The 18336-nt window shown below is 36.5% G+C and carries 14 protein-coding genes; 11 read left to right on the top strand and 3 right to left on the bottom strand.

What is annotated here, in order from left to right:
* Positions 1-50: 50 nt before the first annotated feature.
* The 3 genes from MKY76_RS17430 to MKY76_RS17420 all read left to right on the top strand — a co-directional run bounded on the left by MKY76_RS17430 (position 51) and on the right by MKY76_RS17420 (position 3955).
* Positions 51-956: a DMT family transporter gene (locus MKY76_RS17430; protein ID WP_313870347.1), complete on the top strand. Its 906-nt coding sequence runs from the start codon at positions 51-53 to the stop codon at positions 954-956.
* 767 nt (positions 957-1723) lie between these two features.
* Positions 1724-2992 (top strand): OFA family MFS transporter, encoded by a 1269-nt coding sequence (locus MKY76_RS17425; protein WP_004226054.1) that lies wholly within the window; start codon positions 1724-1726, stop codon positions 2990-2992.
* A gap of 270 nt (positions 2993-3262) precedes the next feature.
* Entirely contained in the window at positions 3263-3955 is a 693-nt protein-coding gene (locus MKY76_RS17420) for an AIM24 family protein (protein WP_054549925.1), read from the top strand.
* Positions 3956-3996: 41 nt separating this feature from the next.
* Here the strand turns inward: MKY76_RS17420 and MKY76_RS17415 are convergent, their stop codons facing one another.
* Entirely contained in the window at positions 3997-5247 is a 1251-nt protein-coding gene (locus MKY76_RS17415; protein WP_342556903.1) for an NAD(P)/FAD-dependent oxidoreductase, read from the bottom strand.
* A gap of 287 nt (positions 5248-5534) precedes the next feature.
* On the opposite strand from MKY76_RS17415, the gene asnB reads away from it, so the two are divergent.
* The 4 genes from asnB (at position 5535) to MKY76_RS17395 (ending at position 11670) form a co-directional block, all read left to right on the top strand.
* Entirely contained in the window at positions 5535-7385 is a 1851-nt protein-coding gene (gene asnB / locus MKY76_RS17410; RefSeq protein ID WP_048393475.1) for an asparagine synthase (glutamine-hydrolyzing), read from the top strand.
* Between the two features lie 262 nt (positions 7386-7647).
* Complete coding sequence (locus tag MKY76_RS17405; protein ID WP_081011001.1) at positions 7648-9261, top strand: polysaccharide biosynthesis protein; 1614 nt, start codon at positions 7648-7650, stop codon at positions 9259-9261.
* A 10-nt stretch (positions 9262-9271) separates the two neighbouring features.
* Positions 9272-9985, top strand: coding sequence for a pseudouridine synthase (locus tag MKY76_RS17400; RefSeq protein ID WP_048393477.1), 714 nt, complete (start codon positions 9272-9274; stop codon positions 9983-9985).
* 167 nt (positions 9986-10152) lie between these two features.
* Positions 10153-11670 carry a GGDEF domain-containing protein gene (locus tag MKY76_RS17395; RefSeq protein ID WP_342556902.1) on the top strand — a complete coding sequence of 506 codons (1518 nt, stop codon included), beginning with the start codon at positions 10153-10155 and terminating at the stop codon, positions 11668-11670.
* Positions 11671-11728: 58 nt separating this feature from the next.
* Here the strand turns inward: MKY76_RS17395 and MKY76_RS17390 are convergent, their stop codons facing one another.
* Together MKY76_RS17390 and MKY76_RS17385 are read right to left on the bottom strand one after the other, a co-directional pair.
* Positions 11729-12898 carry an MFS transporter gene (locus tag MKY76_RS17390; RefSeq protein ID WP_004226066.1) on the bottom strand — a complete coding sequence of 390 codons (1170 nt, stop codon included), beginning with the start codon at positions 12896-12898 and terminating at the stop codon, positions 11729-11731.
* 354 nt (positions 12899-13252) lie between these two features.
* Positions 13253-13474 (bottom strand): DeoR family transcriptional regulator, encoded by a 222-nt coding sequence (locus MKY76_RS17385; protein ID WP_004226074.1) that lies wholly within the window; start codon positions 13472-13474, stop codon positions 13253-13255.
* Positions 13475-13831: 357 nt separating this feature from the next.
* Between MKY76_RS17385 and pepV the strand changes: the two genes are divergently transcribed.
* From pepV to MKY76_RS17365, 4 genes are all read left to right on the top strand, one after another.
* Positions 13832-15238, top strand: a complete 1407-nt coding sequence (pepV, locus tag MKY76_RS17380; protein ID WP_342556901.1) for a dipeptidase PepV — start codon at positions 13832-13834, stop codon at positions 15236-15238.
* A 27-nt stretch (positions 15239-15265) separates the two neighbouring features.
* Positions 15266-16120 carry a D-amino-acid transaminase gene (gene dat / locus MKY76_RS17375; protein WP_048393484.1) on the top strand — a complete coding sequence of 285 codons (855 nt, stop codon included), beginning with the start codon at positions 15266-15268 and terminating at the stop codon, positions 16118-16120.
* A gap of 223 nt (positions 16121-16343) precedes the next feature.
* Positions 16344-17348, top strand: coding sequence for a nuclease-related domain-containing protein (locus tag MKY76_RS17370; RefSeq protein WP_054549930.1), 1005 nt, complete (start codon positions 16344-16346; stop codon positions 17346-17348).
* 3 nt (positions 17349-17351) lie between these two features.
* Positions 17352-18281: a diacylglycerol kinase family protein gene (locus tag MKY76_RS17365; RefSeq protein WP_257960547.1), complete on the top strand. Its 930-nt coding sequence runs from the start codon at positions 17352-17354 to the stop codon at positions 18279-18281.
* Positions 18282-18336 lie beyond the last annotated feature (55 nt).

Genomic DNA, 18336 nt, shown 5'->3' with positions numbered 1-18336 from the left:
ATTTGCCATTACTTATGTAGAAATCTCTTTATTTGCGGGTGCGATAAAATATGAAACAACTAACAATCTATATGATTTTATTTAGCTGTGTATTTTTTTGGGCCAGTAACTTCATTATTGGCTCTATTTTAATTGAACATTGGGATCCTTTAACAGTTGCCATTTTTAGATTGATTGTCATTGTTCTCTTTTTAGGGGGGATTAGTTGGAAAGCAATCTACCGAACAACATTTACAAGAAATGATTTATTGTTATTGATCCTTGCAGGAATACTGGGCGTTTCCATTAATCACTATAGCTTTTATGCTAGTCTCCAGCACACTTCTCCTATCACTGCGGCTTTAATATTAGCCTGTGCACCGATTGTCACATCTCTGCTGAATAAAATGATCTATCATGAATCACGTAACGGCATATTTTGGCTAGGTGCAATACTTTCATTTGTTGGTGTTGGCCTCATCATTACAAAAGGGGCACTTATCACCATTTCAATCGGTAAGGGTGAGGTGCTGAGCTTAATTACAATGCTAAGCTTTGCTTTGTTCCTCATTATTGTCAATCATCTTAGTCTGAAAATGTCAGCCCAGTCGATTACGTTCTATACAAATTTAATAGGTTTACTGGTGCTTGTGCCGTTTTCATTTACTATTTTGCCGCAGACGAATTGGCAAGTTGCAATACCCTACTGGTTTTTGCTCATTTTATCAGCGATTATTATTCATGGGGTAAGCAATTTAATATGGAATCAAAAAATGAAAGAGGTCGGCTCAACAAATGCGTCGTTGTTGTTAAACTTTGAGCCAGCTATAGCCATGCTATTGAGTGCTGTATTTTTAAAACAATTCCCTACAAGTGTTCAAATATATGGCTCTTTATTAATTTTAGTAGGAATTTTGTTGTGTATTTATTATAAAGAAATTAAAATTTTGCTCTTGCTAAAAAGAAAAATAAATTAAAAAAAGCACTTTTCTGTACAGTATGTTAGAAATGATTTCTGGCATGCTGTTTTTTTGTAGATTGTATGTATTGTTTTTGTGCAAAAATAATATTACTTCAAAAAAATCTCCTTTTAGAATATTTCCATCATGTAGAAGCAATTGATACTGAGTTAATAGAATTTTATCTCTTATTCTTTGTAGAGAAAATATATATTTGGATAATAAAAATCTTTAGGTATTGAAAGCATTTTATAAAATATGCATTCACTGTATTGTAAAAAAATTATTTTTTTATTAATTTAAGTAAACATAAATCAGTTTATAAAAAATGCTAGGTATTTATAAATATAAAAATTTTGTCTATTACATTTATAAAATGCTCTTTTGTTCTATAAATTTCTACATACTATTGATTTGGTGTGCTTCTTTTTATGAGAGATACTCATAATGATTCTGCTGGTAAAATAAGACGTATACATTTAGCGAATGTGAAAATATGCACAATTTTAATTATATTAATATAATTAATTGGTGTTTAAAGAATAGAGTAGAAAAGTAATATTAGCTAAATGGTGTTATGTTTTTTGTAAGAAATACGTAGTTATACTTAGAGACTGTAAGGTTTTTGAGACAGAATATATTAATGGAAAAGAGAAAAACTTTTTGGAGAAATAATATTTTTTAGAAAAACATCTTGCATTTGAATAATTCTAAGTGGTAAATTGTTTTACATGGACGTTCATAGAATTTTCACAGGTAGCAAAAGAGGGGAGAAATGAGAATTTATGAATAAAAATAGATGGTTAATTGCATTATCTGCAATCGCTATTCACCTTTCAATCGGTGGAGCCTATGCATACAGTGTATACAAGCTACCGATTGTCACAGAAATGGGATGGAGTGAAACAAAGGTAACGATTGCCTTTACCATTATGATGGGGTTAGCTGGTTTCTCAGCTGCATTATTTGGTAGTTTAGTAGAAAAAATGGGACCACGTAAATCGGCGATGGTAGCAGCTGTCTTATTTGGAGCAGGACAAGCTGGTGCTGGTGTAGCCATTTCAATGGATTCTGTTGTTATGTATTGGTTAACATATGGTGTTCTTAGTGGATTAGGAATGGGGATTGGCTATATTGCACCTGTATCAACACTTGTAAAATGGTTCCCAGACCGTCGTGGTCTAGCAACAGGTATGGCCGTACTTGGTTTTGGATCGGGTGCACTTATTACAGCACCAGTCGCAGCCAACTTAATGGAGGCAGTTGGCATTTCTACAACATACTTTATTCTAGGGGCAAGTTACTTCACGTTAATGATTTTAGGGGCTTCATATATAGCACCACCTAAGCCAGGTTATATGCCTGCTAATATGAAAGCAGCTGCCAATAATGGTAAGGACGTAGTTAAGAAAGATTTAGCTGTTATGTCAGCACGAGAAGCTGTTAAAACAAAGCACTTCTGGATGCTTTGGTCCATGCATTTAGTTAATGTAACAGCAGGGATTATGATGATTTCTGTTGCTTCACCAATGGCACAGGAAATTGTCGGTCTATCAGTAGCAGGTGCTGCCGCAATGGTAGGAATTATGGGGTTATTTAATGGTGGTGGTCGTTTAATCTGGGCCGCTGTGTCTGATTATATCGGTCGTTCTAACGTTTTCGTTATTTTCTTTACTGCACAGCTAATCACATTTATCGTTTTACCACATACAACTAACGTAATTATTTTCCAAGCACTTATCTTCTTAGTTGTTAGTTGCTATGGTGGTGGGTTCTCAAATCTACCTGCATTTGCAAGTGATTTATTTGGCACAAAGCAACTTGGTGTGATTCATGGTTATTTATTAACAACGTGGTCATTGGGTGGAGTTTTTGGACCATTGTTAGTAAGTGCAATCAAAAATGCGTATGGAAGCTATATTCCTGTATTCTATGTATTCGCAGGTTTAATCGCAGCTTCGTTGATTATTTCCTTAACGTTACGTGCAGATGTACGTAAGCAAACAGCTTTAAAAGCAGCGCAAAATGTTGGAGATGTATCTGCTACACAATAATATGAACTTTCAATTTACTATATAGGTGTCATTTCGTGGATGGCACTTATATAGTTATTTTTTTTGAAGTGTTTGTTATATAACAATTGTAATTTCTTTGTTTAATGTATAACAGCACATGTCTGATGTCAATAACATTACTGGAAATAAAGTGATTTCGTAATTAAAAGAGAAATTTTGTAACGAAATTCATGATGAGGAACAAACTATTAAAAATTGAATCTTTTCTCAAAGAACAACGTATATAAAGTAATTAGGGAGGGATCAATCATGGGGAAATTTTCTTTAGATGAATTTGTTCATAAAACACAGCAGGACGATAATGAGAATGATTATTTTGAATTGGAAACTGAACGTGTATTAGAGGTTAATCTAAACGGTGAAGTGTGGTCAAAAATGGGCGCAATGATTTCCTATACAGGTGATATTAAATTTGAACGTGAGCGCGTCTTGGAGCATGGTTTTGGAAAAATGTTTAAAAAGGCTTTAACGGGTGAAGGTACGCAATTGATGAAAGCTAGCGGAAAGGGCAGACTCTATTTAGCGGACCAAGGAAAGAAAGTAACTGTTTTTGATTTGAAAAACGACAGTATTTGTGTCAATGGCAATGATTTACTTGCCTTTGAGCCTAGCATCGAATGGGATATACGTTTGATGCGTAAAATGGCTGGCATCATGTCAGGTGGTTTATTTAATGTAACCCTTCAAGGAACAGGGAAGGTTGCGATTACAACTCATTTTGAACCACTGACATTATTAGTGAAACCAGGTGAAACAGTATATACTGATCCGCATGCTACTGTCGCATGGTCAGGCAACTTAACACCTGAATTTAAAACAGATATTAGCTTCCGTACATTTATCGGCCGAGGCAGTGGAGAATCCATCCAGATGGCGTTTTCTGGTGAGGGCTTTGTTATTATCCAACCATTTGAAGAAGTTTATATGTCTAGTGAAAGCTAAAAAAGCGTGTCCGTTGTTCCACGGACACGCTTTTTCTCCTATTATAATGCCGCATGCATTCCTGCAATACGTCCCGTTACTAGGGCTGAAGTGATGTTATAGCCGCCTGTATAGCCATGAATATCAAGAATTTCTCCACAAAAGAACAGTCCCTCTTTTTTCTTTGAGGCCATTGTTTTTGGCTCGATTTCTTTTACAGAGACACCGCCACCTGTTACAAATGCCTTATCAAGTGACTGTGTGCCACTCACTGTTAACGTGAAGTTTACTAGTAAACGTGCTAGCTGACGAATTTTCTCTTGGGATAATTCAGCGCCCGTCAATTGAACATCAATATGTGCTCGCTCACATAAGAACAAGAGCCATCTTTCAGGTGCTATGCCTTTCCAAACATTTTTCACAGCCTTTTTCGGATCTTCTTTTATTAATTTATTTAAATATTGTAGACATGTTTCTTCATTATAATGTACCAGTGTTTGAATACGCATTGTTACGGGCTCATAGCCTGTTTTCATTAATTCTTTCACAACGAATTGACTACAACGCAAAATAGCAGGACCACTTAAACCAAAATGGGTAAAGAGCATATCCATTTGATGGGTGACGAGTGTCTTGCCTTTTTTATTGAGCACGGAGACAGCAACATCACGCAATGCTAGTCCTTGTAGCTCACGTTCTTGAATAAAATCTTCTTTTGAAATAACAGGGACTTCTGTTGGGAATAAGGTTGTGATTGTATGACCCGCACGTTCAGCCCAAGGATAGCCATCACCTGTTGAGCCTGTTTGTGGAACCGCCTTGCCCCCAACGGCTACAACGACTGCTTGACTACGGACTTCGGTGCCGTCAGCAAGACGTACACCCAAAATTTTATCTTCATCCATTAGAAGCTTACTGACAGCTGTGTGTAAACGAACTTCAATATGAAGACGTTGTAGCTGTCTAATCAGCGCATCAACGACATCTTGTGCGCGATTGGATACAGGGAACATTCTACCGTGGTCCTCTTCCTTTAGGGCGACACCAAGCCCTTCAAAAAATGCAATTATATCTTCATTATTATAAACGGTAAATGGACTATAGAGAAAACGGCCATTACCGGGTATATGTTTCACAATTTCTTCAATAGGCAAACGATTTGTAACATTACAGCGTCCTCCGCCAGAAATGGCCAATTTCTTGCCTAGTTTTGTGCCTTTTTCTAACAATAACACCTTCTTTTTGCGCTCTCCAGCAGCAATCGCCGCCATTAAACCAGATGGGCCACCACCAATCACGATTACATCATACATAGTTAGAAACTCACTTTCTGTTCAAATTAGGAATCTTTCCTATTATACATGAAGTCTATATAGAGAGGGACTTTCTTTGACATTGAAAATAATAGAAAAGTGTTTTATAATTCTTTATCTCTTCTTTTGGGATGAAGAGCTTATACAGTAGAATGAAACACAATATTCTTTGTTATACAATTGGATGAATGAAAGTTTTCCTTTATTAGCATTGTCAACATGAAATGAATGTCTTTTCGTGCTATTATGGTAAAGGTTATGCACTAAATTATGAGGTGAAAAATAGAATGTGCGGATTTATAGGTTATATTAATGGAACAAATGTGATTGATCATCATCAGACGATAGAAAATATGATGAATACAATTATTCACCGTGGACCTGATAGCGGTGGTATTCATAGTGACGATAAAGTGACGTTAGGTTTCCGTCGATTAAGTATTATTGACTTATCAGACGTAGCGAATCAACCATTATATAGTGAAGACGGCAATATCGTGCTTGTATTTAATGGAGAGATTTTTAACTTCCAAGAGCTGCGTGCAGATTTAATTGAAAAAGGTCATACGTTTAAAACACAATCAGATAGTGAAGTCATTATTTATGGCTATGTAGAATATGGCGTAGATTTTGTGAAAAAATTACGTGGGATGTTTGCCTTCTGTATTTGGGATAAAAAGAATGATTTACAGTTCATTGCGCGCGATGGCTTTGGAATCAAACCATTGTATTACTCTGAGCATACAACAGACGGTACGTTTATTTTTGGCTCTGAGATTAAATCGTTTTTACCACACCCATCATTTATTAAAGAGTTAAATAAACAGGCACTTCGCCCCTATTTAACATTCCAGTATTCATCTATGGATGAAACATTCTTTAAAGGTGTCTTTAAATTACCACCAGCACACTATATGCTGATTCAAAATGGACAAAAGCAAATCGTTCAATATTGGGATAAAAAATTCCATGCAAAAGAAGCACCAATCGAAAAATATATTGAAGAAATTCGTTCAACTGTTAAAGAATCTGTAGAGGCTCATCAAATCAGTGATGTAAAAGTTGGTTCATTCTTATCGGGTGGTATTGACTCTAGTTATATTACGTCTTTATTACGCCCAGATAAATCCTTCTCAGTCGGGTTTGCGGACTATGAAGATATGTTCAATGAGACAAATCTTGCAAAAGATTTATCAGATACGTTGAATATTCAAAATGAACGTAGATACATTACCGCAGATGAGTGCTTTGAAGCGCTACCTAAAATTCAATGGCATATGGATGAACCACAATCCAATCCATCTTCAGTGCCACTTTACTTCCTTTCGGAGCTTGCTTCAAAAGATGTAACGGTTGTCTTATCAGGTGAAGGTGCTGATGAAATTTTTGGTGGGTATGCTTGGTATCAAAACTCAGGAAGAATGCAAAAATACGAAAAATTACCATTAGGTCTTCGTAAAACATTACGTGGAATGGCAGAAGCCCTACCGAAAAATCAATACACGAATTTCCTTATTAAAGGTGCTCAAACAGTAGAAGAGCGTTTTATTGGGGAAGCGGTAGTTTGGGATGAAGTGGATGCTATTAATGTTTTAAAGCCAGCTTATAAAAATGCGCCATCTGTAAAATCGATTACAAAACGTATTTATGATGAAGTACCTGGCGATGATGATGTGACAAAAATGCAGTATTTAGATCTAAATCTTTGGATGCCTGGTGATATTTTATTAAAGGCAGATAAAATGAGTATGGCACACTCAATTGAATTACGTGTACCATTTTTAGATAAAGAAGTAATGGAGTTAGCGAAAAATATTCCTTCAAGATACCGTGTGAATGATATCGATACAAAATATGTTCTACGTCAAGCTGCGCATCAGGAATTGCCAGAAGAATGGGCAAAGCGTCCGAAACTCGGATTCCCAGTGCCAATTCGCCACTGGTTACGTGAAGAAAAGTATTACAGTATGGTAAAAGAAATGTTTACAACTGACTTTGCAAATGAATTTTTTGATACAAAACAATTAGTTGGCTATCTAGATGAGCACTACGAAGGGAAAGCAAATCGCGGTCGTTATATTTGGACAGTTTATGTATTCCTAGTATGGTATAAAAAGTTCTTTGTGGACATGGTATAAGAAATACCTAATCGGTGGGGATGTTCAATTCCTCACCGATTATTTTAAGGCCTTTTTTCATCAAGTTTCTTTATGAATGAACTTTTTGGTGTTTTTATGCGTCTCATTTCCTATAAATATGTTAAGATTACAGTTGGTTTACTTTATTGCTCTTAGAGTGACAGCGCTTGCATATCGTTTGTTTTAAAACGAAAAAGTTTTATAAGTATCCTTTGAAGTGTTACGATAATAATATTGATTTTACAATGAATGGATGGGTATGATGTCCAATTTAATGAAAGGTACTGCGATATTAACAATGGGGATGTTTTTATCGAAGGTACTCGGATTAATTTATATTTTTCCGTTTTATGCAATTGTTGGCGAGAAGAACATTGCGCTTTACCAATATGCATATATTCCCTATTCAATTATGCTGGCAATCGCCATTTCAGGTGCGCCAATAGCCGTCTCTAAATTTGTATCCAAATATAATGCAATGGGAGATTATCAATCGGGGCGCAAGCTGATGAAATCTGGCATTCTTATTATGATGATGACTGGCTTTGCAGCATTTATTGCCCTCTTTCTACTTGCTACGCCAATTGCAGGGCTAGTTATTAAGAGTGAGGAACAGGTCTTTACAGTTGAACAAATTGCTTCAGTAATACGATGGGTTAGTTTTGCCTTAATCGTAGTGCCATTTATGAGTCTATGGCGGGGCTTCTTCCAAGGCTACGACAAAATGGAGCCAACTGCCGTTTCACAATTGGTGGAACAAATTGTGCGGATTGTTGTGTTACTTGGTGGGTCGTTCCTAGTGGTGATTGTGTTTAAAGGAAAACCAGAGACAGCCATCTCCTTTGCTGTGTTTGCTGCATTTATCGGGGCAATCGGTGGATTAGGTGTTCTTTATTATTACTGGAAAAAATATCAGCCTGAATTTAACTTATTACGTAGCCAAAGTGTGACTTCCACACAGCTACCAATGTCCAATATTTATAAAGAAGTGATTACCTATTCCATCCCAATGGTGTTTGTAGGGGTGGCGAATCCGTTGTTCCAATTAGTCGACATGCTTACGTTTAATGGAGCAATGACGTCCATTGGTTTAGCAGAAGTAACAGATACTTATTTATCGATGATTAACTTTATGACACATAAAGTTGTTATTATCCCTGTTATGCTAGCGACTGGATTTTCGATGGCGCTTGTACCAACAATTACAAAATATTTTACACAGGGGGAGTATTTAGCGCTCCGCCATGCAATGGATAAAACCTATCAAATTTTAATCTTTATTACATTGCCAGCTGTGGTTGGTATTTCTCTATTAGCCAATGAAATTTATTTTATGCTTTATTCAGAAAGCGAAATGGGAGCAACCATTTTAGCGCATTATGCACCTGTTGCGATTTTATTTGCGTTATTCCAAGTCACAGCAGCCTTACTTCAAGGAATTGATTTTCAAAAGTGGATTGTTTTTAGCTTATTATCTGGAATTTTCGTAAAGCTAGCATTAAATATTCCTTTAATTCGCTGGTTAGAGGCTGATGGTGCTATAGTAGCTACAGCTATTGGCTACAGTGTTTCGATTATCATTAATATGCTTGTGTTACGAAAAACGTTGAATTATCGATCAGAAATGGTTGTGCGTCGTGTCATGCTAATTGCTTTATTGACAATGGCGATGGCCATTAGCGTGCTGATTGTGCATAAATTATTGGAATTACTAATGGGACCAGTTGATAGTAAATTCTCAGCATTACTATTCTCAATTATTTGTGCGGGTGTTGGTGCGGCTGTTTATGGCTTTTTATCATTACGCCTAGGTTTAGCCCAAAAGCTATTAGGTGAACGATTAACCCGTATTATGAGTAAACTGGGATTGAAATAGGAGTGGAACGATGCGTTTAGATAAATTACTAGCAAATATGGGGTACGGCTCTCGTAAGGAAGTAAAGCAGCTATTAAAGCAAAAAGCAGTCACAGTAGACGGTGATTATGTCAAGGATGCAGCTTTACACGTAGACCCAGAAAAGCAAATTGTATCAGTGTTTGGAGAGCGCGTTGTTTATACAGAATTTGTTTATTTTATAATGAATAAACCGCCTGGTGTTATTTCTGCCACTGAAGATTTAAGAGATGAAACAGTCATTGATTTATTAGAGCCATTACACCAGCATTTTCAACCGTTTCCTGTTGGTCGATTAGATAAAGACACAGAAGGATTGCTCTTATTAACAAACGATGGTCAATTAGCTCATAATTTATTGTCTCCCAAAAAGCATGTGCCAAAAGTTTATTACGCACAGATTGAAGGCGTTGTGACAGAAGAAGATGCCGAGAAATTTGCAAATGGTGTTGAGCTAGATGATGGCTATGTTACAAAGCCTGGAAAGCTTGTGATCTTAAAGTCTGCACAGCAATCTGAAATAGAGCTAACGATTCAAGAAGGCAAGTTTCATCAGGTAAAGCGAATGTTTGAGGCTGTAGGAAAACGTGTAACATATTTAAAGCGTATTTCCATGGGAAGCCTGAAATTAGATGAAAATCTAGCGTTAGGTGAATATCGTGAGCTCACTGCTGAAGAGCTAAACGGTCTACAAAACAATCATTAAACATATTATTCCTCGATGCCTCACATAGCATCGGGGATTTTTATATACAGTAATATGACTGTAACTGTATAATATGAAATGAGTTATTGTGATATAGTCATAGAATGTATCATATTTTGAAATATTCCCCAAAAGACGATGGTATAAAATAAGTAGAGGACAATTAAATGAAGAACCTGCGTATTAAATTATTACTATCTCTAATAGCATTTGCAGTCATACTTGTTGCTGTTATTTCATATGTGAACCGACAAATACTGGTAACAGAGATAGAAAAGCAAGTGAGCATGAATAAAATATTAATTGAAAATCATATTTTGACAGATATGCAAACTGTCGATGATGCCCATTTTTATTTTGATAATAATATTTCAGACAAAATGGAACAGGAGCTTAGACAGCTAAAAAACTATTACCATGAAAACCCTAATGTAGCTACTTGGGATTTGCAGCAAATGAAAAAGAAACATGGTATGGATATTTACATAGTGGATCAATCAAATACAGTAGTTTACACAACTTTTGTCAAAGATATTGGCTTGGATTTCTCGCTTTGCTGTCAACGTTTTTCTGCTTTATTAGATGAACGGCGCGCTAGTGGCGAATTTTTTACAGATGGACTCGATATTTCAACATCAACAGGTGAATATCGGAAATTTGGCTATCTGGCAACACATGATAAGAAATATTTGCTCGAGTTAGGTATAGACCTACTAAATGATCCTGTCTTCCAAACCTTTAATTTTGAGAAAACTGCACAGTACTTAATAGGTAAGTATATTGATTTAGTGGATGTGCAAGCTATTAATGCAGGTGGCGTTTTCTTTAATGATTCGAGATCGAAGAGAATCACTGTACAGGAGCAATCTAAGAAATTTCAAGAATACTTCGAGCTAGCAAAGAAAACAATGGAGCCAGTTGAGTATGAAAAGGCTTTAGACAATGGTTATATAGAAACACATCGTTTTCTGCCCTATGAAGCAGAGACAGTGAGAGGGGAGTCATCCAAAAGAATTGTCTATGTGAAATTTATCAATTTCACTAAAATGGAAGCTCTCCAAAAAAATACGAAACAATTTTGGATTCTACTGTCTATTGCCCTACTAACATCCTTTATTATGCTGTTAGTTATTAATAAAATTTTATCTAAAACAATACACCTAGCTACCTTCGATCCGTTAACTGGTGTCTTTAACCGTGCTACATATATTAGGAAAATTGATAATTTATTAAGAAAAAGAAAATTGAATGTGCCAGGTTTATTGTTAATTGATTTAGATAACTTTAAACAAGTAAACGATCAATTTGGTCATGTAGAAGGAGATCATATCCTCATTGAAACAGCGAAAATTTTAAAGCATGTTGTGAAACAAAGTGGCTTTGTTGTACGCTTCGGTGGGGATGAATTTGCCATTGTTTTATACGATACAACAGCGGAACAGATGCAGCACATAGCAGAGGACATTTTGACTCAAATAAGGTCAGTTAGATATGATGGCCAAGCTAGCGAGAAATGGTCTGTGTTGTCTGTGAGCATGGGCGGAGCCATTTATAATCATGCTGAGGATACAGAAATGAGCTTATTTGAACGTGCCGATAAAGCGCTTTATCAATCCAAAAATGCTGGTAAGGATCAATATTCTAGTTTTGCAGAGGTCGCTGCTGACGAGGATTATATTAGTTAAAAAACGCCCCATTCTATCGATAGCATAATTAGCTATTTTGATAGCAATGGGGCGTTTATTAATGAGCAGCTATTTTTGTTCTATAAAAGATACAACTACATAAAACAAGAACAGCGATGACTGGAAACATAGCGTTCATATAATGAGTCAAGAGCCAACCGCCTATTATTGGGCCAATAAAGCCACCTAAATTTTTAAATTGTGCAGCACCTAAATAGGTTGCCTTTTGAGTATCTGGCGCAATTTCATCAATCATGACATTCATTGTAGGGAAGGCAAAGATTTCACCTATGGTAAAAATAATCATGGCAATGATATAGAGTGTATAATTATTGGAGAATCCAAACATACATAATCCAATAGCAAAGAACAGTACACCTACTAATAATGTTGCTGTAGATGAAAAGCGCTCTGATACTATACTAATAGGTAATTGTAGTAATAACACAACTGCTGCATTGAGAGAGATTAATAACGAATAAAGTTTCGCACCTTCATCAATTTTTAATTCGATAATTTGTGGTAGCGTTGAGTCAAATTGCGAGTAACCAATATTGATTAAAATGGCACCCAAAATGAAGCTAAGCAGCACACGATTTGTCAAAAGAATCGTGAATGTACTGAGTATTTTTGTTTGTGTAACCGCTTTGGGTTGCTGCATTTGATAGCGATTTAACACAAAAAATAAAAAGACTGCGTAAATAATATACATCATCCCTGTCAGCATAAAAGGGATACTTGGACTGGATAGCTGTGAGATATACACGCCAATAATTGGACCAATAACTGCTGCAATATTAATGGCTGTATAACGTAAGGAAAATAGTCTTTTTCGTTTATCGGCAGGTGTAAAATCAATCATCAATGCCTGTGTGGAAGGTTCAAAAAATGATCGACAAAGTCCATTCAAAGCATTGAATAGAATAAAAAGCCAAACAGCATGAACTGTTGCGAAGCCAAAGAACACAAGACTCCAAACGATAATTGTTAATAGAATAACGCTTTTTCTACCAAAGCGATCTGTTAAATAACCCCCGAAAAATCCACCTACTGTGGAAATGAGCGGCGCGATACCAATTGTCAATCCAATTTGTAAGGGAGAGGCTTGAATTTCATTATGTAAATAAATAGCTAAAAAAGGCATTGCCATAAAGCTTGCAATACGTGTAAAAATTGTTCCACCTAAAATAATCCAAACTAATGGATGAAACAACTTTGACAAAGTCATATAAAATCCTCCTCTCAACATTTAGAATGTTTCGAGTTTAACGGATTGTTAAGCAACTGTAAATAGTTAAAATAATCTTGAAAGAGCACAGAGCAGATAATGGCGCGCAAATTTATGTTGCAATGCTAAGATGTGAGGCTCAGATTGAAGGGTAAAGGAGCAATGTAAATAATCGTTTTATATAGATGAATGGAAGTAAGATAAAAATTATTGCTTTGCATAAAGCAAGCTGGAGAAGTCAGTCAGTAAGCAAAGTGGGAAAAAATCTAAAAATCTTCTAACGACAAAAAAGAATGACCCCGACGAAAGGTCATTCTTTTTCCATACACAATGCTTTACGTACAAAACGTAAAACTAAGACGTTAATTTTACTTTTTTCTTCGTCGTTGTCCATCTGCCTCGACTTGGACTCGTCACCAAATCGTTAAAGGCTAACACGTTCAAATCTCTTTGAACGGTGCGAGGAGTGATACTAAACTCTTCGACTAAATCCTGTGTAGACACGGTTCCTTTGTCTAAAATAAACATGTACACGTCTTTAATACGATTAAGCATTCGATCAGTAGTTGGTTTCATTAAATGAACCACTCCTTCATCTTAATTCTCTTGGCAAAGACTAGCGGACGACAATATGTGCGGAGTGCACTTAGGCTAATAAGTAGCTGCCTTAGACATCCCCTTTTCTAATTTTATAGTCAGAACAATTATTCTGATAACTTTATTATATAGAAAAACTACTTAATTTTCTAGTGAATGCAAGAGAAATTTACAATTAATATATAAAATTTATACTGTATTTTGTGGGAATACGTGAAAAACGTGCTATATATGGTAGTGACAGTAGAAGTTACTGAAAATAGTTGTCAGAAAGCTGATTGTCATATATGTTGTAAGGTGTAGAATAATGTTAATACTTTGAAGGAGGTACATGGTATGGATTGGTTACAAGCTGCAAAAGAAAGGCAAGACGAATTAATACAAGAGTTACAGGAGCTTGTGCAAATAAATAGTGTGCTCGATGAGGATACAATAACTACTGAAGTACCTTTTGGAGATGGTCCACTTCAAGCGCTTGAATGGTTACTAGCAAAAGGTCAAAGTGAAGGCCTGCTCACGAAAAATGTTAATAATTATGCTGGACATATTGAAATGGGAACTGGTGAAGATTTACTTGGTATTTTATGTCATGTTGATGTTGTCCCAATTGGAGAAGAAGCAGATTGGACTTACCCTCCTTTCAGCGGCACAGTAGCTGATGGTAAATTATTTGCACGTGGTGCGATTGACGATAAAGGGCCTACGATTGCGGCATGGATGGCCATGAAACTTGTGAAAGATGCAGGTATTCCGTTAGAAAAAAGAGTACGAATGATTATTGGTACAGACGAAGAAACAGGATTCCGCTGTGTCGACCACTATTTTAAACAGGAGGAAATGCCGACAATTGGTTTTGCACCAGATGCGGATTTCCCGCTCATCAATGCAGAAAAAGGCATTACAGAGCTTGTGTTCTCTCAAAATAAAGTGGGTGATGCAACGAAAGAACAACTACTACTATTTAATGCAGGAAAGCGCCCAAATATGGTACCTGATTTTGCAAAAGCAATAATTCAGCACGTAACAGCATCATTCGAACAGAATTTTCAAACATTTTTAAGTAAAAATCAGCTAGAAGGCTCTTTATTAATGGAGGAGTCTCGCTATATAATAACTATCAAAGGTAAAGCAGCCCATGCAATGGAACCAGATAAAGGTATCAATGCAGCTGTTTATCTTGCAGCATTTTTACAACAAGAGTTGACGACAGAAGCAAGTAAACAATTTGTCGACTTTATTGCAGATGTTTTTTATCAGGATCATTATGGTAGTCAGCTCGATCTGCAGTTTGAGGATACAATGTCAGGACAAACAACATTAAATCCAGGGATCGTAAGCTATGATGTCCATAAAGGCGGCAGTTTAGTAATTAGTATGCGCTATTCAGTTTCCTATCCATTCGATGAAAAAATAACAGCAGCACAACGCTTAACGGTAGAAAAAGGGTTTTCACTAGACATACAAGACGACTCCAAGCCACATTATGTCAGCGAAGATGATCCATTCATCCAGACATTAGCAGCTATCTATAGACGTCAAACGGGAGATACAGAAACACCTTTATTATCAACTGGTGGTGGGACGTATGCACGTGTGATGAAAAAAGGCGTGGCATTTGGCATGCTCTTCCCAGGGGAGCCAGATGTAGCGCATCGAGTGGATGAGTTTGTTGTCGTTGAAAACCTTGTAAAAGCAGCGGCAATTTATGCTGAAGCAATTGTTGAACTTGCAGGAAAAAAATAACTCAAAGACGAAAAGGATGAACAAAACATGGCATATTCATTATGGAATGATCAAATTGTTGAAGAAGGATCCATTGCAGTATCACCAGAAGATAGAGGCTATCAATTTGGTGACGGTATTTATGAAGTAATCAAAGTTTATAACGGAAATATGTTTACAGCACAAGAGCATATTGATCGTTTCTATGCAAGCGCCGAAAAAATTCGTCTTGTTATTCCTTATACAAAAGACGTTTTACACAAATTATTACATGAGCTGATTGAAAAAAATAATCTTGATACAGGGCATGTTTATTTCCAAATTACACGTGGTGCCAATTCACGTAATCACGTTTTCCCAGATGCAAGTGTTCCAGCTGTATTAACGGGTAATGTGAAAGCTGGTGAACGTGCATATGAAAACTTTGAAAAAGGGGTTAAGGCTACGTTTGTAGAGGATATTCGTTGGTTGCGCTGTGATATCAAATCTTTAAACTTACTTGGTGCAGTATTAGCAAAACAAGAGGCAGCTGAAAAGGGCTGCTACGAAGCAATTTTACATCGCGGGGATATCGTAACAGAATGTTCATCAGCAAATGTTTATGGGATTAAAGACGGTAAGCTTTATACACACCCAGCAAATAACTTCATTTTAAACGGTATTACTCGTCAGGTCATTTTAAAATGTGCAGAAGAGATTAGTTTACCTGTAGTTGAAGAACCAATGACAAAAGCTGATTTATTAACAATGGATGAAATTATTGTATCCTCTGTATCTTCAGAAGTTACTCCTGTTATTGATGTGGATGGCAACCAAATCGGTACTGGAGTGCCAGGTGAATGGACGCGTAAATTGCAACAAGCTTTTGAGGCGAAATTACCACTTTCTTTGAATACAAAATAAAAGAACCGTTTAAGAGAACTATCGATAAGGGTAGTTCTCTTTTTTATGGATGTAATGTTTGGTATCGTCATGTAAAATAAAAAGGATAGTAATGAATAATTTTACAGATTGAAATTTGTAGAATAATTGTCGATGTATTGAATACAATGCCTCTTTTCTACCAAAGCAATCTAGATAAAAAGAGAACTATAGATATGGTGAGTAAGAATGGAGTGACCTTTACATGGCACAATTGGTGAAATTACAAGATTATATTTCACGCTATCAAATTGATTTAGCGAGATACCCAACACAATTTGTGCGCTTGAAGAAAAACCAATGGGAGCGCATTAAGCGACAGTGGGAATTGGGAGAAGATATTAGCGAGTGGCAACATGTCGACAATGAGGTGGAAGCGGAGGCTTACGAGGAAAAAGAACGTTTTACCTTCATAAAAAAATGGTTTGCTGGACGGCAAAAGGAAACAACAGAGGATGTTGAAGAAGTAGAAATATCAAATGAGCTTGTCAGTGATGAGGATATAATTCCTGAAGAAGAAACGACGCTCACATTTGAACCTAAAATTGTGTATGCACCACAATCCATCCATGAGTTGAAACGAATGTTTATTGATCAGTTCTTTCATTTTCAAATGAAATGGGCCAGTTCAACATTACGGGAAAAATCATATGTAGATCCTCGCTTCATGCGTGACTCATTGCTCCGTATGCTATTGCAAACATTGCCAGATAATTATCTATTGTTTTATTATCCAATACTACAAATTAGAAAAGCACCTATAGAGCTAGATGTAGTGTTAATGTCGCCGACAGAGTGTATTTGTATTACGGTCTTAGAGGCTGAAAATCAAGCTGTATATGTAGGTGGCAGTGATCGCTTCTGGATTAAAAAAGTAGGGACGAAGGATTCTAAAGTTTTGAATCCAACGATTAATTTAGGGCGGATGGAATCGGTCCTGTCGCAATTATTTAAACAAGAGGATATTGATATGCCCATCCGTAAGGTTGTGCTATCTCGTAATGGGTATTTTGATTATCCTGGTTCACCATTTGGGGTACGCTTTGTTGATCGTCGAAATTACCATGAATGGATAGAGCATTTAAGAAAAGTTTCCTCTCCTATGAAGCATATGCAAATCCGAGCTGCACAGACAATTTTAAATACGGTCCAAACCACCTCCTTTAACCGAGATATATGGCAGCAAGCATCTCAGCCAACAGAGGAATGATGTATGAACGTTCTATTTATTGTCAATGAGGCCGCTGGGAATGGAAAAGGAAAAAAAGTTTGGCTCCAACTTCAAGAGCAACTAACGATTTCCTATCAAGTGGCTTTTACTGAATATGCAGGACATGGACAGGAAATCGCTCAACAATGGGCACACCAGCAACAAGAGAAGAAATTGCTTGTCGTTGTTGGTGGTGATGGCACCATTCATGAAGTAGTTAGTGGTGTTATACATAATAAATACATCATAATTGGTGTAGTTCGTGCTGGCTCTGGTAATGACTTTGCACGTTATTTTCATACCTTTTCCAATGCCCAGCAAATCGAGGATTATGTAAAGACTACCTTGGCTAATGTAAGAATGGATGCAGGGATCGTTCAGATTGATAATCAACGAAAAGAAATATTTGTTAATAATGCTGGCATAGGCTTCGATGCCTTTGTGACAAAATCAATTAACACTTCTCGTCTTAAGTTTTATCTCAATAAGATTGGATTAGGGAAACTTTCGTATGCTGTCGCTGTAATTAGAGGGTTATTTCGCTTTGAACGCTTTGACATAACGATACGTTCAGAGGGACAGGAATGGCAATTTCAGCAGACGTGGTTTGTGGCGATGAGTAATCAACCTTATTTTGGAGGCGGCATGAAAATATCACCTGCCGCAAAAGCAGATGATGGGCAAGTGGATATCACAATTGTACATGGTATTTCTCGTATCAAATTATTACTGGTATTTGTCACTGTGTTTTTTGAAAAACATACAAAATTTAAGGAAGTTACTTTTTTACAGGGGCAGGTCTTTGATCTTATCGTAGCAGATAAGGTTGACTGCCATACGGATGGTAATTATATTGGCATTGTCAATCAAGAGACCAATATCCACTGTACAATACAACAAAATGCTTGGCAGGTTATTGTTAAGGATTCATAAAAATATCATTGTGCAATAATTTCATGCGAATTATAAGGGAATACGTTATACTATA

The sequence above is a fragment of the Lysinibacillus sp. FSL P4-0201 genome (genome assembly GCF_038593425.1).
In the GTDB taxonomy this organism is placed as follows: Bacteria; Bacillota; Bacilli; order Bacillales_A; family Planococcaceae; genus Lysinibacillus; species Lysinibacillus capsici.
This window is presented reverse-complemented; position numbering and strand designations above follow the sequence as displayed.

What these genes read in the sequence shown, in the direction of transcription:
- MKY76_RS17370 (WP_054549930.1), top strand. Translation starts at nt 16,344, where the DNA reads ATGGCACAATTGGTGAAATTACAAGATTATATTTCACGCTATCAAATT.
- asnB (WP_048393475.1), top strand. Translation starts at nt 5,535, where the DNA reads ATGTGCGGATTTATAGGTTATATTAATGGAACAAATGTGATTGATCAT.
- MKY76_RS17425 (WP_004226054.1), top strand. Translation starts at nt 1,724, where the DNA reads ATGAATAAAAATAGATGGTTAATTGCATTATCTGCAATCGCTATTCAC.
- MKY76_RS17395 (WP_342556902.1), top strand. Translation starts at nt 10,153, where the DNA reads ATGAAGAACCTGCGTATTAAATTATTACTATCTCTAATAGCATTTGCA.
- MKY76_RS17385 (WP_004226074.1), bottom strand. Translation starts at nt 13,474, where the DNA reads ATGAAACCAACTACTGATCGAATGCTTAATCGTATTAAAGACGTGTAC.
- MKY76_RS17400 (WP_048393477.1), top strand. Translation starts at nt 9,272, where the DNA reads ATGCGTTTAGATAAATTACTAGCAAATATGGGGTACGGCTCTCGTAAG.
- pepV (WP_342556901.1), top strand. Translation starts at nt 13,832, where the DNA reads ATGGATTGGTTACAAGCTGCAAAAGAAAGGCAAGACGAATTAATACAA.
- MKY76_RS17430 (WP_313870347.1), top strand. Translation starts at nt 51, where the DNA reads ATGAAACAACTAACAATCTATATGATTTTATTTAGCTGTGTATTTTTT.
- MKY76_RS17405 (WP_081011001.1), top strand. Translation starts at nt 7,648, where the DNA reads ATGTCCAATTTAATGAAAGGTACTGCGATATTAACAATGGGGATGTTT.
- MKY76_RS17390 (WP_004226066.1), bottom strand. Translation starts at nt 12,898, where the DNA reads ATGACTTTGTCAAAGTTGTTTCATCCATTAGTTTGGATTATTTTAGGT.
- MKY76_RS17415 (WP_342556903.1), bottom strand. Translation starts at nt 5,247, where the DNA reads ATGTATGATGTAATCGTGATTGGTGGTGGCCCATCTGGTTTAATGGCG.
- dat (WP_048393484.1), top strand. Translation starts at nt 15,266, where the DNA reads ATGGCATATTCATTATGGAATGATCAAATTGTTGAAGAAGGATCCATT.
- MKY76_RS17365 (WP_257960547.1), top strand. Translation starts at nt 17,352, where the DNA reads ATGAACGTTCTATTTATTGTCAATGAGGCCGCTGGGAATGGAAAAGGA.
- MKY76_RS17420 (WP_054549925.1), top strand. Translation starts at nt 3,263, where the DNA reads ATGGGGAAATTTTCTTTAGATGAATTTGTTCATAAAACACAGCAGGAC.